Source organism: Serratia sp. UGAL515B_01 (genome assembly GCF_033095805.1).
Classification (GTDB): domain Bacteria; phylum Pseudomonadota; class Gammaproteobacteria; order Enterobacterales; family Enterobacteriaceae; genus Chania.
On the sequence record NZ_CP109901.1, the window covers coordinates 3314198 to 3328541 of the forward strand.

At 46.4% G+C, this 14344-nt stretch carries 16 protein-coding genes, 1 tRNA gene and 1 pseudogene; 8 read left to right on the forward strand and 10 right to left on the reverse strand.

Annotated elements, in window-relative coordinates; genetic code table 11:
• Positions 1-35: 35 nt before the first annotated feature.
• The 4 genes from OK023_RS14875 to folB form a co-directional block, all read right to left on the reverse strand.
• Entirely contained in the window at positions 36-551 is a 516-nt protein-coding gene (locus tag OK023_RS14875; protein WP_317693464.1) for a fimbrial protein, read from the reverse strand.
• A 912-nt stretch (positions 552-1463) separates the two neighbouring features.
• Positions 1464-1730: a hypothetical protein gene (locus OK023_RS14880; protein ID WP_317693465.1), complete on the reverse strand. Its 267-nt coding sequence runs from the start codon at positions 1728-1730 to the stop codon at positions 1464-1466.
• Positions 1731-1734: 4 nt separating this feature from the next.
• Positions 1735-2559, reverse strand: coding sequence for an undecaprenyl-diphosphate phosphatase (bacA, locus tag OK023_RS14885; protein WP_317693466.1), 825 nt, complete (start codon positions 2557-2559; stop codon positions 1735-1737).
• Between the two features lie 219 nt (positions 2560-2778).
• A complete protein-coding gene (gene folB, locus OK023_RS14890; protein WP_317693467.1) occupies positions 2779-3141 on the reverse strand; it encodes a bifunctional dihydroneopterin aldolase/7,8-dihydroneopterin epimerase in 363 nt (120 codons plus the stop codon).
• Positions 3142-3248: 107 nt separating this feature from the next.
• On the opposite strand from folB, the gene plsY reads away from it, so the two are divergent.
• A complete protein-coding gene (plsY, locus tag OK023_RS14895; protein ID WP_317693468.1) occupies positions 3249-3878 on the forward strand; it encodes a glycerol-3-phosphate 1-O-acyltransferase PlsY in 630 nt (209 codons plus the stop codon).
• A 30-nt stretch (positions 3879-3908) separates the two neighbouring features.
• Here plsY and tsaD read toward each other — a convergent pair whose 3' ends face one another.
• Complete coding sequence (gene tsaD / locus OK023_RS14900; protein ID WP_317697740.1) at positions 3909-4922, reverse strand: tRNA (adenosine(37)-N6)-threonylcarbamoyltransferase complex transferase subunit TsaD; 1014 nt, start codon at positions 4920-4922, stop codon at positions 3909-3911.
• A gap of 285 nt (positions 4923-5207) precedes the next feature.
• Between tsaD and rpsU the strand changes: the two genes are divergently transcribed.
• From rpsU to rpoD, 3 genes are all read left to right on the forward strand, one after another.
• Positions 5208-5423, forward strand: a complete 216-nt coding sequence (gene rpsU, locus OK023_RS14905; RefSeq protein ID WP_001144069.1) for a 30S ribosomal protein S21 — start codon at positions 5208-5210, stop codon at positions 5421-5423.
• A gap of 134 nt (positions 5424-5557) precedes the next feature.
• Positions 5558-7306, forward strand: coding sequence for a DNA primase (gene dnaG, locus OK023_RS14910; protein WP_317693469.1), 1749 nt, complete (start codon positions 5558-5560; stop codon positions 7304-7306).
• Positions 7307-7464: 158 nt separating this feature from the next.
• Entirely contained in the window at positions 7465-9303 is a 1839-nt protein-coding gene (rpoD, locus tag OK023_RS14915; protein ID WP_317693470.1) for an RNA polymerase sigma factor RpoD, read from the forward strand.
• A 52-nt stretch (positions 9304-9355) separates the two neighbouring features.
• Here rpoD and mug read toward each other — a convergent pair whose 3' ends face one another.
• On the reverse strand, positions 9356-9856 hold the full coding sequence (mug, locus tag OK023_RS14920; protein ID WP_317693471.1) for a G/U mismatch-specific DNA glycosylase: 501 nt from the start codon (positions 9854-9856) through the stop codon (positions 9356-9358).
• Between the two features lie 141 nt (positions 9857-9997).
• Between mug and OK023_RS14925 the strand changes: the two genes are divergently transcribed.
• The 3 genes from OK023_RS14925 (at position 9998) to OK023_RS14935 (ending at position 11443) form a co-directional block, all read left to right on the forward strand.
• Positions 9998-10073, forward strand: a tRNA-Ile gene (locus OK023_RS14925).
• A gap of 226 nt (positions 10074-10299) precedes the next feature.
• A complete protein-coding gene (locus OK023_RS14930; protein ID WP_317693472.1) occupies positions 10300-11004 on the forward strand; it encodes a hypothetical protein in 705 nt (234 codons plus the stop codon).
• Entirely contained in the window at positions 10997-11443 is a 447-nt protein-coding gene (locus OK023_RS14935; RefSeq protein ID WP_317693473.1) for a hypothetical protein, read from the forward strand. The genes OK023_RS14930 and OK023_RS14935 overlap by 8 nt, the downstream gene beginning before the upstream one ends.
• Positions 11444-11587: 144 nt before the next feature.
• Here the strand turns inward: OK023_RS14935 and OK023_RS14940 are convergent, their stop codons facing one another.
• Positions 11588-11767: a hypothetical protein gene (locus OK023_RS14940; protein ID WP_317693474.1), complete on the reverse strand. Its 180-nt coding sequence runs from the start codon at positions 11765-11767 to the stop codon at positions 11588-11590.
• Positions 11760-12188 (reverse strand): DUF5681 domain-containing protein, encoded by a 429-nt coding sequence (locus tag OK023_RS14945; protein WP_317693475.1) that lies wholly within the window; start codon positions 12186-12188, stop codon positions 11760-11762. Before OK023_RS14945 ends, OK023_RS14940 begins: the two co-directional genes overlap by 8 nt.
• A gap of 161 nt (positions 12189-12349) precedes the next feature.
• Here OK023_RS14945 and OK023_RS14950 point away from each other — a divergent pair, with 161 nt between their 5' ends.
• Entirely contained in the window at positions 12350-12610 is a 261-nt protein-coding gene (locus tag OK023_RS14950) for a type I restriction-modification system subunit M N-terminal domain-containing protein (RefSeq protein WP_317693476.1), read from the forward strand.
• Positions 12611-12933: 323 nt separating this feature from the next.
• Here OK023_RS14950 and OK023_RS14955 read toward each other — a convergent pair.
• Positions 12934-13408 (reverse strand): annotated as a pseudogene (locus tag OK023_RS14955) (DUF943 family protein).
• Complete coding sequence (locus OK023_RS14960) at positions 13383-14261, reverse strand: YPO3983 family protein (protein WP_317693477.1); 879 nt, start codon at positions 14259-14261, stop codon at positions 13383-13385. The pseudogene OK023_RS14955 and the gene OK023_RS14960 overlap by 26 nt, the downstream one beginning before the upstream one ends.
• Positions 14262-14344: the final 83 nt, after the last annotated feature.

The following is a 14344-nucleotide window of genomic DNA, read 5'->3' on the forward strand; positions in this document are numbered from 1 at the left end:
AACTACCAAAGAGGAAGTAAAAATGAACAAGTGATTCAGTTATAAATAATGGTGAAGTTACTTGTTGCGTTCGCCGGCCCGGATGTCACCTTATTGCCTGTAGCATAATAACGAGCGACAAAATTAAGGTTATTTTCACCTGCATTGAGCGGATAACTGGAGGAAGGGGTAAACAGTGGAACAACCCTGCGCTGATTATCGGTAATCTGGATACCGACATTGGTCGCCATACCGGTCACTTTGGATAATGCCAAAACGGTATCATCATTCAGGGCAGGTATACCATCAAATTTTACAACGGCAGACTTCACACTGGATGGACAGTTTTTAAGCAACAATGTGAACCTGGTTGGTGCCGCTGTGGAACCCGCGCCTGTAAACGCTTTGCTTGATACCGTGCCCATAGTTACCGTCAGTGGGTTACTTACATCATTCACCACGGTACAGGAAACATCAGTGATAGTGCCATAAAAATTGATTTTGCCATCGTCAGCTAATGTCGACGCCGACAAAGCACAAGCGGTAAACACAATTAAAAAATTTTTTTTCATTTAATTTCCTTACTTCATAGTTTTATTTAAAAATTAACCAACCACAAAATGGAAGATTAATAAATTTTGTATTACCTCCTTTTTTAATTACGACACCCATCCTGATGGAAGCCTCATGTTTTTTAAAACCAACCTCATAACATACAAAAAAACCAACTTTACCCACCTCAGCCACTGACTGATTTAAATCATTTTATCACCACTTTATAACTCATTCTGGTTATTAACAAAGTGGTTGAAATTATAACACTACCCTATTTTAGTTAATTCAAATGAGTAAATCTTAACTTCATTGCAATATGTGTGACATCTTAAATAAGTAATAGGAAAAATCAAGCGAATATACTCTGATGGAATTTTAAAAAACAATAGTTAAAAACTATATTGGTATTACATTTCTTTTCCATTAGACATTAACTATTAACAGAGATACCTTTTGCAATAAATTACCCATAAAATACAAACCCTATTACTTATTATTAAATAAAATAATATATTTTAAATATCTGTACATAAGTTTTCAATTTATAATCAAAAGGCAGACAGCCAAATAGGGATACTGACTACCGTCGCCATTCAAATTAAAGCAGTATTGGGCTTGCCGCGCGCAAGCCAGTGGGTACAAGTCCTTCCGCAGCGTAAGCGCTGCTCAGATCACTCTGTGACCGATTGGTCGCTCAGTTGCCGTCTACACACTTGAATAGACTTGGTACAGACGCGACTGTGGTACAGCCATTTGAGCGCATAAGCACGTTGTTTACTGGTTATTAAGCACGCTTTGGTTCCCAGTTCTCGGCCTTACCTAAATAGGTGTTCTTAATACCGCTACGCATATGCTTTCAGCAGGAGGGAATGATGAGAAACACCCCTCCCTGGGGGCTGGTATCGCGCATCACTGCGCTCAACGGTCGGCTAACCTGCATCACGCCCACCCGTAGCACTATTACGCACAGAGCAAGGCGTGAGCCGCGAGGTTGGATGGGCCAAATAAGCGGCGAACAACGCAGCAATGCACGCCAATGGCCACAAGCCCGATGGGCCGCGCCCCAGAAGCCCGTTCTCTGTGTTGTCGGGCTTGAACAGAGGGACACTCTGCCCTTCACCCTCCGCCTTGATAACGGGCTTTTGGGTCTGCGACGGCACCACCGGCAATTGAGGGACACTGCCTAGCGTTAGCATTTACCTACATGAATACCATGTAAACGACTCCAGCAACGATAAAGCGATAGATAGCGAATGGCACAAACGAAATATGCTTGATAAGGGTCAGAAAAGTTTTGATCGCAAACAGCGCTACGACAAATGCGGTAATAAAACCGACTGCAAACATCGGCAAATCATTCAACGTGAGGAAATGCAGGCTTTTATAGAGATCTAATCCACTGGCACCGATCATCATCGGAACAGCGAGAATAAAGGAGAACTCGGAAGCAGCGTAACGGCTGACCCCCACTAACATTCCGCCAGAAATGGTTGAACCTGAACGTGAGAATCCCGGCCACAGCGCCAAACACTGGAAGCAACCGATCATAAATGCCTGAAGATAAGTGATATCATCCAACCCGACAGCGCTCGGTTGCTTCGGTTTCAGCCATTCTGCCGCCAACAGCAGCAAGCCACCAGCCACTAAGGCATACATCACGTTTTTCGGTTCAAACAGTGATTTGATCACATCGTGGAATACTAATCCCAATACCACAGCAGGGATCATGGCTAACAAAATATGACCTAATTTCAGTCGCCCTTGGGTGTTACCTTCATGCTGAACCGGTTTGCCACCAAAATGAATACCAATCAGGCCAAACAGACGCCGCCAGAATACAACCACCACTGCCAGGATCGAGCCCAACTGAATAATCACTTCGAAAGTTTTAGCCTTGTCACCGGTAAAACCCAACAACTCCCCTACGATAATCATGTGCCCAGTCGAAGAAACCGGCAGAAACTCTGTTAATCCTTCAACCACGCCGAGCACAAACGCCACAAACAATGAATGCATGTCTGTCATCAGTCCACTTTCCCCATTTCCAGTTTAAGGTATCAATACAAAAAAGCGGCAGTGCTTATAGATTGCCGCTTTAACAATTCCAGGCTGCGTCCCTCCGCACTCCGAAGGGCGGAAAGCATAGCCAGTATCTCTTGGCGTCTAAGGGAGCTATTAGCCAGGCGATATGAATGATGCAGTTTTGTGAAAAATCAGAATACGACCCAGGGTTGCATTAAGATGCTACCTCCCAGAGCGCGCACCACGTTCAATAATCACACCAACCCGGTTTGCATGCGCAACCGCTCCAGGCTTACTGACCTTAATACGGATCCAGGGGGATTTAAAACGCTGGAGCAGGATTTCAGCCACCTCCTCTGCAACGCGTTCCACCAACGCGAAGCGATTGGGTTGAACATGCTGGATGATCGCATCACTGATATCGCTATAGCTCAGGCAGTCATTCACGTCATCACTGGCTGCCGCTTTACGGTTATCCCAACCCATTTCGATATCGAACACCAGTTTCTGCTGAATGGTTTGTTCCCAGTCATAAACACCAATGGTGGTGATCACGGTAAGTTCTTCAATAAATACGATATCCATCACTTCATTCTCAGTTTTTAGCCTTGCCGGATACCACTTCCAGCTGAATATGCGTATTATCCATAGATGTTGCGAGTAAAACGACCATTATTAAACGGAACCGCTTTATGAGTGCTACCGCACTTGGCATGATTATCTTCGCGTATCTGTGTGGCTCAATTTCCAGTGCGATCCTGGTTTGCCGGATCGCCAAGCTGCCCGATCCGCGTGTGCATGGCTCAGGAAATCCTGGGGCGACTAACGTCTTGCGTATCGGCGGCCGCTTGGCTGCAGCAACGGTATTAGTGTTCGATATTCTGAAGGGAATGTTACCGGTCTGGTTAGCCTATGCGCTCAATGTACCGCCACTGTACCTTGGCTTAACAGCAATCGCCGCCTGCCTTGGGCATATCTATCCGGTATTTTTCCATTTCCGTGGCGGAAAAGGCGTAGCAACGGCATTTGGCGCCATTGCTCCTATCGGCTGGGATCTCACTGGCCTGATGACTGGCACATGGTTGCTGACCGTGCTGCTAAGCGGATATTCCTCACTAGGTGCGATCGTCAGCGCACTAATTGCGCCATTCTACGTCTGGTGGTTCAAACCGCAGTTTACTTTTCCGGTAGCAATGCTTTCCTGCCTGATCCTGATGCGCCACCACGACAATATCCAACGCCTGTGGCGTGGCCAGGAAGGGAAAATCTGGGGGAAACTGCGTAAAAAGAAAGATGCAACGCCAGAGAATAAAGAAGAATGATCAGGGCCGGAGATCTCCGGCCCATGGATTTTATACCGCAGGCAGCTCTGCCAATGGCCAACGGGGACGTACCGAAATACCTAACTCAGGGCTAGTACCGTTTTTCAGCCTTATCATCCCTGCGTAAGCAATCATCGCACCGTTATCAGTACAAAATTCCGGGCGGGCATAGAACACTTCACCACCACGGTTTTTCATCATTTCGGACAGTTTCTTGCGTAACGTTTGGTTAGCGCTGACGCCCCCAGCTATCACCAGGCGCTTAAATCCGGTTTGATCAAGTGCCCTTTTACATTTGATTGCCAAGGTATCCACTACCGCATCCTCAAAAGCCCTAGCGATATCGGCACGCGTTTGATCGTCGTTACCATTGGCACGGATCGTATTCGCAGCAAAGGTTTTCACACCAGAGAAGCTGAAATCCAGCCCTGGGCGATCGGTCATCGGCCGAGGGAAAACGAAGCGCCCTTCCACACCCTGTTGCGCCATTTTTGACAGCATAGGACCACCAGGATAGTCCAGCCCCAATAGTTTTGCCGTTTTGTCAAACGCTTCACCGGCAGCGTCATCAACCGACTCACCCAGTAAGATATATTTGCCAATGCCAGTTACGCTAATAAGCTGAGTATGGCCGCCAGAAACAAGTAGAGCAACAAACGGAAAAGCAGGTGGATTATCTTCAAGCATAGGTGCCAGTAAATGGCCTTCCATATGGTGCACCGGTACCGCAGGAACATTCCAGGCAAACGCCAGCGCACGCCCTATCGTCGCCCCCACCAACAGCGCCCCCACCAAGCCTGGTCCAGCGGTATAAGCCACACCGTCGATATCCGTAGGCGCCAGATTCGCCTCTTGCAATGCAGCTTGAATCAGAGGTACGGTTTTACGCACATGATCACGGGAAGCCAGTTCCGGCACAACACCGCCATAATCCGCATGCAGCGCAACCTGACTGTATAATTGGTTGGCCAATAAACCGGTTTGATCGTCATACACTGCAATCCCGGTTTCATCGCAGGACGTTTCTATACCCAGTACTCGCATTACATTTCCCATCATTCACGTGCAGCCGCTAGTTTATCACAATCAGCGCTATTTACTGCGAATACGCGTTTAACCACGCAAAAGTGATTAAAAGCGAGCAATTTTTACTGGTTAGTCTATACTCTGCGGCCAATGCATAATTGCGCGGGTTTGCCGGAACGCGGCATGTTTCAATTTGCTATGCTGCTTTACAAAGCAGCATCCATTGAAGTAAAATTCCGCACCATTTTGAAAAGGCTGGCGCTTGGCCAGCAGCAAACCGAATTATATTGAGGTAAGAGGCACATGCCGGTAATTAAAGTACGTGAAAACGAGCCATTTGACGTTGCTCTGCGTCGTTTCAAGCGTTCCTGCGAAAAGGCGGGTGTTTTAGCAGAAGTTCGTCGTCGTGAGTTTTATGAAAAACCGACTACCGAACGTAAACGCGCTAAAGCTTCTGCTGTGAAACGTCACGCGAAGAAACTGGCTCGCGAAAACGCACGCCGCACTCGTCTGTATTAATCCTTTGGGGGTAACCCCAGCGCGTGGTTTTTTCTTTCCAAGAACACGCAGACCGAGTAGTTGCATACGAAGGCCGTGCTTTCCGAAAGGAATGCGCGGCTTGTTCTTGTTTATAAGCAGTTGAACAGGGGCTTATGGCTGGACGAATTCCGCGCGTATTTATCAATGACTTGCTGGCGCGTACCGACATCGTCGATCTGATCGACGCCCGGGTAAAGCTCAAGAAGCAAGGCAAAAACTATCACGCGTGCTGTCCGTTCCACCACGAAAAAACACCTTCATTCACCGTTAATGGCGAAAAACAGTTCTATCACTGTTTTGGTTGTGGAGCGCACGGTAACGCCGTTGATTTCCTGATGAATTATGACAGGCTCGAGTTTGTCGAAACCATCGAGGAACTGGCCACCATGCATGGGCTGGAAGTGCCTTACGAGGCAGGTGCCGGGCCGACACAAATTGAACGCCATCAGCGCCAAAGCCTTTACCAACTGCTGGAACAACTCAGTACGTTCTATCAGCAAGCATTGCATCAATCTAGCGGTACGCAGGCACGTCAGTATCTGCAACAGCGAGGGTTAAGTGACGATATTATCCGCCATTTTGCCATCGGCTTTGCTCCTGCAGGCTGGGATAATGCGCTAAAACGTTTTGGACGCGATACCAACAACCGAACGACTTTGAACGATGCAGGAATGTTGGTGACTAACGATCAGGGACGTACATACGATCGTTTCCGCGAACGGGTGATGTTCCCCATCCGTGACAAACGTGGGCGGGTTATCGCTTTTGGTGGGCGTGTGCTGGGTGACGGTATGCCAAAATACCTGAACTCACCCGAAACTGAAGTCTTCCACAAAGGTCGCCAGCTATACGGCCTGTATGAAGCACAGCAGAGTCACCCTACTCTGCAGCGTTTGTTGGTGGTAGAAGGTTACATGGACGTTGTGGCGCTTGCGCAGTACGGCATTGATTACGCCGTTGCTTCGCTCGGTACCTCAACAACGGCTGAGCATATTCAATTACTGTTTCGCGCCACAGACAATGTTGTGTGTTGTTATGACGGTGACAGAGCTGGTCGTGAAGCAGCCTGGCGTGCACTGGAAACAGCGCTGCCCTATTTGAATGACGGGCGCCAGCTGCGATTTATGTTTTTACCTGATGGTGAAGACCCAGATACCCTGGTGCGAAAAGAAGGTAAGGAAGTTTTTGAACAACGGATGGAGCAGGCTCAGCCGCTTTCCGCTTTCCTGTTCGAAATTTTGCTTCCACAGGTTGATCTGAGCAGCCCTGATGGGCGAACTAAACTCAGTTCGTTGGCAATTCCGATGATAAGCCAAATACCAAGTGAAACATTGCGTCTGTATTTACGACAAGAGCTTGGTAAAAAATTGGGCATTCCCGACGAATTCCAACTAGAGAAGTTGCTAGGTAAACAATCTGAAAATGCGAATACTTATCAAGCGCCCCAACTAAAACGCACAACCATGCGTATACTGATAGGATTACTGGTACAAAATCCACGTTTGGCTACACTTATTCCTTCACTGGAGGGGCTTGAGCAAACAAGACAAGCGGGTTTACCGTTATTTGTTGAACTTGTGCAGACCTGTTTTTCACAACCCGGCCTGACGACCGGTCAGATACTTGAGCTGTACCGCGATAACAAGTTCAGCCCTCAGCTTGAAACCTTGGCGACATGGAACCATATGATCGTTGAGGACATGGTCGAACAGACCTTTTTAGATACGCTAACCAGCCTTTATGACTCTGTACTTGAGCAACGGTTAGAAACGCTAATCGCCCAAGCCAGAACACACGGCCTGAGTCCTGAGGAGCGTGAAGAAGTTCGTTCTCTGAATCAGGTTTTAGCAAAAAAAAATTGAATACCTGACGGCTTAAGTGCCGATAAATGTCAGGGTATATACCCTGCAATATGCCGCCATAGTGGGCAGCGGCAACAACAAAAACGCCCCAAATGCTATTGTTGGCAGTTTCGCCGACCGACACCAACCCAAATACTCTGAAGTGTGGATACCGTCTTATGGAGCAAAACCCGCAGTCACAGCTTAAGCTACTTGTCACCCGTGGTAAAGAGCAAGGCTATCTGACCTATGCTGAGGTCAATGACCATCTGCCGGAAGATATCGTCGACTCCGACCAGATCGAAGACATCATCCAGATGATTAACGACATGGGCATCCAGGTGATGGAAGAAGCACCGGATGCCGATGACCTGATGCTGGCCGAGAATACCACCGATACCGACGAAGACGCCGCGGAAGCTGCTGCTCAGGTGCTCTCCAGCGTTGAGTCCGAAATTGGCCGTACTACTGACCCTGTGCGCATGTACATGCGTGAAATGGGTACCGTTGAGTTACTGACACGTGAAGGCGAGATTGACATCGCCAAACGTATCGAAGACGGTATCAATCAGGTGCAGTGTTCAGTTGCAGAGTACCCAGAAGCCATTACTTATCTGTTGGAGCAGTACGACCGCGTCGAAGCTGGTGAAGCGCGTCTGTCCGACCTGATCACTGGCTTCGTCGATCCCAACGCAGAAGAGGAGATCGCCCCTACTGCGACGCATATCGGCTCCGAATTAACGACCGAAGAACAGGATAGTGACGAAGACGACGAAAGTGACGAAGACGATGCTGAAGACGATAACAGCATCGATCCTGAACTGGCTCGCCAGAAGTTTTCCGATCTTCGTGATCAATATGAGGCAACCCGCAAGGTTATTAAAACCAGTGGTCGTAGCCACGCCAGCGCAGCAGAAGAGATCCTGAAACTCTCTGAGGTGTTCAAGCAGTTCCGCCTAGTGCCAAAACAGTTCGATTTTCTGGTCAACAGCATGCGTACCATGATGGATCGCGTTCGTACTCAAGAACGTCTCATCATGAAGCTATGCGTTGAACAATGCAAAATGCCGAAGAAAAACTTCGTTACCTTGTTCGCTGGCAATGAAACCAATGAAACCTGGTTCGAAGCCGCTCTGGCTATGTCTAAACCTTGGTCAGAAAAACTTAAGGATGTGAGCGAAGAAGTTCAGCGCAGCCTGCAAAAACTGCGTCAGATCGAGGAAGAAACCGGCCTGACTATCGAACAAGTCAAAGACATCAACCGTCGCATGTCAATCGGCGAAGCAAAAGCCCGCCGTGCGAAAAAAGAGATGGTCGAAGCCAACTTACGTCTGGTAATTTCGATAGCCAAAAAGTACACCAACCGTGGCCTGCAGTTCTTGGACCTGATCCAAGAAGGCAATATCGGTTTGATGAAAGCGGTAGACAAGTTTGAATACCGTCGCGGTTATAAGTTCTCAACTTACGCCACTTGGTGGATCCGTCAGGCGATTACCCGTTCTATTGCCGATCAGGCACGCACCATCCGTATTCCGGTGCATATGATTGAGACGATCAACAAGCTCAACCGTATTTCACGTCAAATGCTACAAGAGATGGGCCGTGAACCCACACCGGAAGAACTCGCTGAGCGCATGCTGATGCCGGAAGACAAAATCCGTAAAGTGCTAAAAATTGCCAAAGAGCCAATCTCCATGGAAACGCCGATCGGCGATGATGAAGATTCGCATTTGGGCGATTTTATCGAGGATACGACCCTCGAGCTGCCATTGGATTCTGCGACTTCAGAAAGCCTACGCTCTGCCACACACGATGTTCTGGCTGGCCTGACCGCTCGTGAAGCGAAAGTGTTGCGTATGCGTTTCGGTATCGATATGAACACTGACCACACTCTTGAAGAAGTGGGTAAACAGTTCGACGTTACTCGTGAGCGTATTCGTCAGATCGAAGCTAAAGCGTTGCGTAAGCTGCGTCACCCAAGCCGTTCAGAAGTGCTACGCAGTTTCTTGGATGATTAAGATTTAATAAGCAGTGAAAACCCCGGCTCGAGTTACACGCCGGGGTTTTTTATCACCTGTCATTTAGCACCATGAATAATTCACGATAACTTTCCGCCAACTGCTCCAATGTGGCACGATTCAACCCACTCGGGTTAGGCAGTACCCAAACCTCCGTTTTTCCCAGCATCAACTCCTGACGTCCCCATGCAACCTTACGGATACCAAACGCATTGCTGAACGCCTGCTTCCCAAGAATGGCCAACGCCAGCGGCTGGTATTGCAATATCTTCTCTTTCAATGACTCACCGCCTGCACGCAGCTCATTACGCGCCAATTCGCTCGCCTCTACCGTTGGGCGCTCCACCAGCATGGTGATCCCGCAGCCTGTATCGAGCAAATGCCGCTCTTCCTCTGGTGACAACAAACGTTCAGTGAAACCGGCCAGATAAATTGCCTTCCAGAAACGGTTATTGCCGTTGGCAAAATGATAGCCATGATGTGCAGTCGAAAGCCCAGGATTGATGCCGCAAAATACCACTCGCAAGTTTGGTGCCAAAATATCGGTAATCATAGTTTGTTCCGTCAAATCATTTAAATCGGTTATCGCAAAATCTATCTGCAAATACAATAAGCTATAACTGTGCATAAAAACGCCATATGATTTTTTGACTGTAGACCTGCGTCCTGTAATTACCGTATAATCGCACCACTTGGCCCCTTAGCTCAGTGGTTAGAGCAGGCGACTCATAATCGCTTGGTCCCCCGTTCAAACCGGGGAGGGGCCACCATATAAAACAAGGACTTAGATAAGAAATTATCTGAGTCCTTTTTCTTTGTAGCGTTTACCGCTTAAGTAACCGCTTAAGTAGCGTCGGGATACAAAACCTACCGTAAGAGAAAGGCAGCGCCAAAGCTAGCAAGGTAGAACACAGGTCTTACCCTTTCAGAGGCTTACTTACTACACCTTCATCGTGCAAGTTTTAATACTATGAAAAACCAAACGGGGAGTTCAGGATGAGTAAACGTAATGAAATTGTCGATGGTCGTCTTAGTAACGACCTAAGTTATGGAGTGGTCTATACAGAGGTACTCGGATGGATTGACTTAGAGCATGCACAGGGTACTGATATCAAGAACCTGTTGCGAAATATTGACTCAGGGGAGTTGTCAGGCAAAGAGTACTACAATGTTACCTATTCGCAGTCGATGATTGACCCAACTAGAACCATAAAAATGGGTAAATTTATTACCTGGCGTATTAAGCGTGGTCGTTCTTACTTCGAACGTAAAAGTATTGCACTGGCAATGATGATGTCGCTAGCCCGCAAATTTGAAGGGCTTCAAGCGTCATTCCCGATTAACTTGGCGACAGACAGTGGATTTAGCGGAGAGGATTTAGTTTCGGACCTACTGGGTTTTTACCGCATCGTCTCCATCCGCAATCCCTTTGAAATGCTGCGCCCCGTCAGTAAGTCTGAAGCGCTGAAAAGATGGGATTACTACGGCAAGATAGGTTCCTGGAAAAACGACTCCTTTTCTCCACTTTTATTCCCCGACCCTGAAAAATTCCCTAACGCCACACCGCGTAAAGGGATCCTGCCTCACTTTATGCAGACAGTGAAACCGTGGAGTGACTTCAGTTCTGGGATCGTAGCGATCGCCTCCGCTGACGGTTCCTATATCGATAAAGCGCGAGGAGGAAGGCTCCCTTATGCGTAAATCCCTTAAAGTGCTCTTTGGTGTCGTTATCGTGGTTGTCGCCGCATTACTCTATGCTTGGCCTTATGTAGAAATGGAGCTTGCTGGCTTTGCTAACTACACCGAGCAAGATAAGCGTGAATATGAATTCTATACTCCCGATATCCTGAAAAAAATGCCACGTATTACTGAAAATTATGACTTTGATTTTGCGAATATCACTGGTCCGGCAAAGCATGTTAATGCAGTAAAATTTTATGGCACCGATAACACTAGCAAAATTGATGCATACCTAACCGCTATAGGATACAAGAAACAAGACGAATGTGATTTAAATTCATCATGTTGGCGTGCTTCTGACCCCAATGAAACTATTTATGTTGGAATTTTGACTGGCGAAAAAACGGTGATAGTACAGGTTGTCTACGATTTCACACATAACGTTTCCCGTGCAAACTAGAGATAAAAAATCCTAAAAAATGGATTATATAACGGCATTTTTCACTGCATCTTCTTTCGTTTGATTTTGTGTCAGGTAAGGAAATGCGTTCACAGCCTTCACAGTAAAAGGCAGCGCCAAAGCTGGCAAGGCAGGACACGGCTTTTACCCTTTCAGGGACTTTTTTTGTCGTGCGGTGATGGTGTAAATAATCGTGGGAAGATAGACCAGCTTACCGTCCACTTCTTCCACCACTTTAAGCTCAATCTTATCAAATGGCAGTGGTTGCCTGCTGGCGGCGTAACACTCTATAACGGCTATCCGTGACAACAGTGATTTACTCATTATCCGCCTGCTGTTCTGCTAACCGCTGTTCCAGTACGGCGATACGCTGCGCCAGTTCGTCCGCTTCTTTGATACCTAACGCAGCCGCTACGCTATCAAGTAGCAGCTTGCCGGTATCCGGTGGCACTTCTCCCGCTGCAATCGCCTGTAAGATGCTGGTAGCCTGTTGCGTGGGCGTATCCCCTGACAAGCTGAAGGTCACTTCCTGGCTGGTGGGTTTCAGTGTGGGGTAAAGCCGCTTGGCAATCATTTCCGCCGCCTGCAAGTCTCCCGCTTTGGCTTGTTGTGCCACTGCCAACCAGAAGCCCGGCTCACCTTCTGGAAAGGTTGCCGCCAACGCATCACGGATAAGCGTTCTTTTATTGGCTGAACCTCTCGGCCTGCCGGACGGGTTGCCGCACTGTCCTTTTTTGAATGCCATCGGTTGTAGTCTCTACTGTTGTTTACCAATGAAATAATAACTCATGTAACTATATCATTTTTATACCTCTGTTTTATGGACTCCAATAATGTGACGCAATGGGATTAACTGCTAAAGTAGCGCTATCTTTTTTTATCTGTTTCAACAAATAAGAAGCCACCATGTCAGAAGAACAACGCAGACAACTACAACAACAACTTTGGAACATCGCCAACACGTTGCGCGGCAAAATGGGCGCGGATGAATTCCGTGACTACATTCTGGGTTTTATCTTCTATAAATACCTGTCGGAAAAAATTGAGGCGTTCGCCAATGCCGAATTGGCACCGGATAACCTCACGTTTGATCAGATTGATGAGAACACCCCAGAAGGGAAAGCGATTATCGACGCCCTGCGGGAAGCCGCGTATTCTAGAGCGTAAAGGCGTACTGGAGCGCGTAGGGGGGCGCATCAAGCAGTTTATTGAAACCTTTGTGGATGGTATGGGGGGAGTGTATAAACTCGTATATCAAAGGTACTTACAATAATCTCTGATACACCGTGAAAGACACTTTGTCAGAGTCAATAAATTAACCCCCGTGGCGCAAAGACAACTTACGTCTAAGTGCCACTTATCAACATATACATGAAAAAGATAATTAAAAGCCCTCTACTATCGAGGGCTAAACAAAAAAACATGAGAACAAAGCATTTACAAATCTTTATAAAGCAGCCTATCTTTAAGCTTTACTATTAAAAGTGATTCTATTTATATTCGTATTTAACTATGTCACCATTTTTTTTCAGCAGATATGTGCCATCGTACACAGTAAAAAACATCCGATTATGACTATCTGTATTAACGGTAAAAACAGCATTTTTATCTATACAGTTTTTATCCGTTTTCATATCCTCGAAACATAATCTGTCATACTCATCTTCTTTATACACCCCATCAAAAACCCAGAATGTAACAGAAAAAAACCATCAGGGGCCGGTTTTGGAATATTGTAATTGGCTTTTAGCATCTCTTTTTCTTTTAACCACCAAGCTATTTTTTCATTATCGGTTATAGGGAAGTTCCTCACTAAAATATCAGTGTAATTATTCCTTTGATGAACTGAAATTACTTTTACAGGTCGATACTCCACCCATAAAAAATAAAAAAAGCGGAGATAAATAGTAATACCAGTGTGAATAAATAGAATCTCTTTTTATTCCTGACTATCATGACTACCACCTTCAATTTCAATCGTTTTTTCCATATTGGTCATAAATGGTTTATAACCGAACTGATTGAACCTTTGAAGCAAAAACCAGATGCGGAATATACTGTAATTTCTAAACTTTAAAATATCTTTATTATCCAGTCCAAAATGATCCTGAACATTGTAATGAATAACTGCACGATAGCGTTCATTATCAACCTGTAACGTTCTTATAGTAATGTGAATGGCGTATATATCATGAACAGTTATACCTAAACCATTAATATTATCCTGTAATCGGTCAAACTTTGGTAATTTCCCTCCAAGAATAATATCCTTTATCCTGCCTTCCATCTCTAATGGATATAGTTTATTTTTCCAATCGATATTATCTGTTAATACCTTTCTTATTCTCAATAATGAACTGTTTTCTGATGTATCACTAAGAATTTGCTCTTTCAATGCCTTGTTTAATAACATATCCCTAAATGGCGCACCGTTACCGTTTTGCATATGGTCAATCATCTTTCCCATAACACTTTTATACGGGCCATACATAGCAAACGTTTGTGATGCTTTGCGAAATTCATCAAAAAGAATATTGGCACATTCCTGCCGTGTTATCTTCTGATTGCCTTCCCCATTCGTTCCAGCCTCAAAGCCATAACCATAAGCCTTTGGTTTTAGATACTTGAACAACGTGAGTGTGTAGGAGTCAACCTTACTGGACACATGATTCAGCTTAAAATCTGTTTTTAATTGTGTTGCGCTGAGGTCACCGCACCGCATGTCATCGGCAGCGTAATCATCCATACGCTTTTGCGTTCTGAACACCGTACAGGGAAAACGTAACGTTTGCGGGATGGGCTGAGAGGTTTCTGACACGGCACATTCCTTTCGTTGCCAACGGGTTCTATGAGGCTGAGTATCACCATAATTCAAGTCACAGGAAGGCGGAAAGCCTGTGG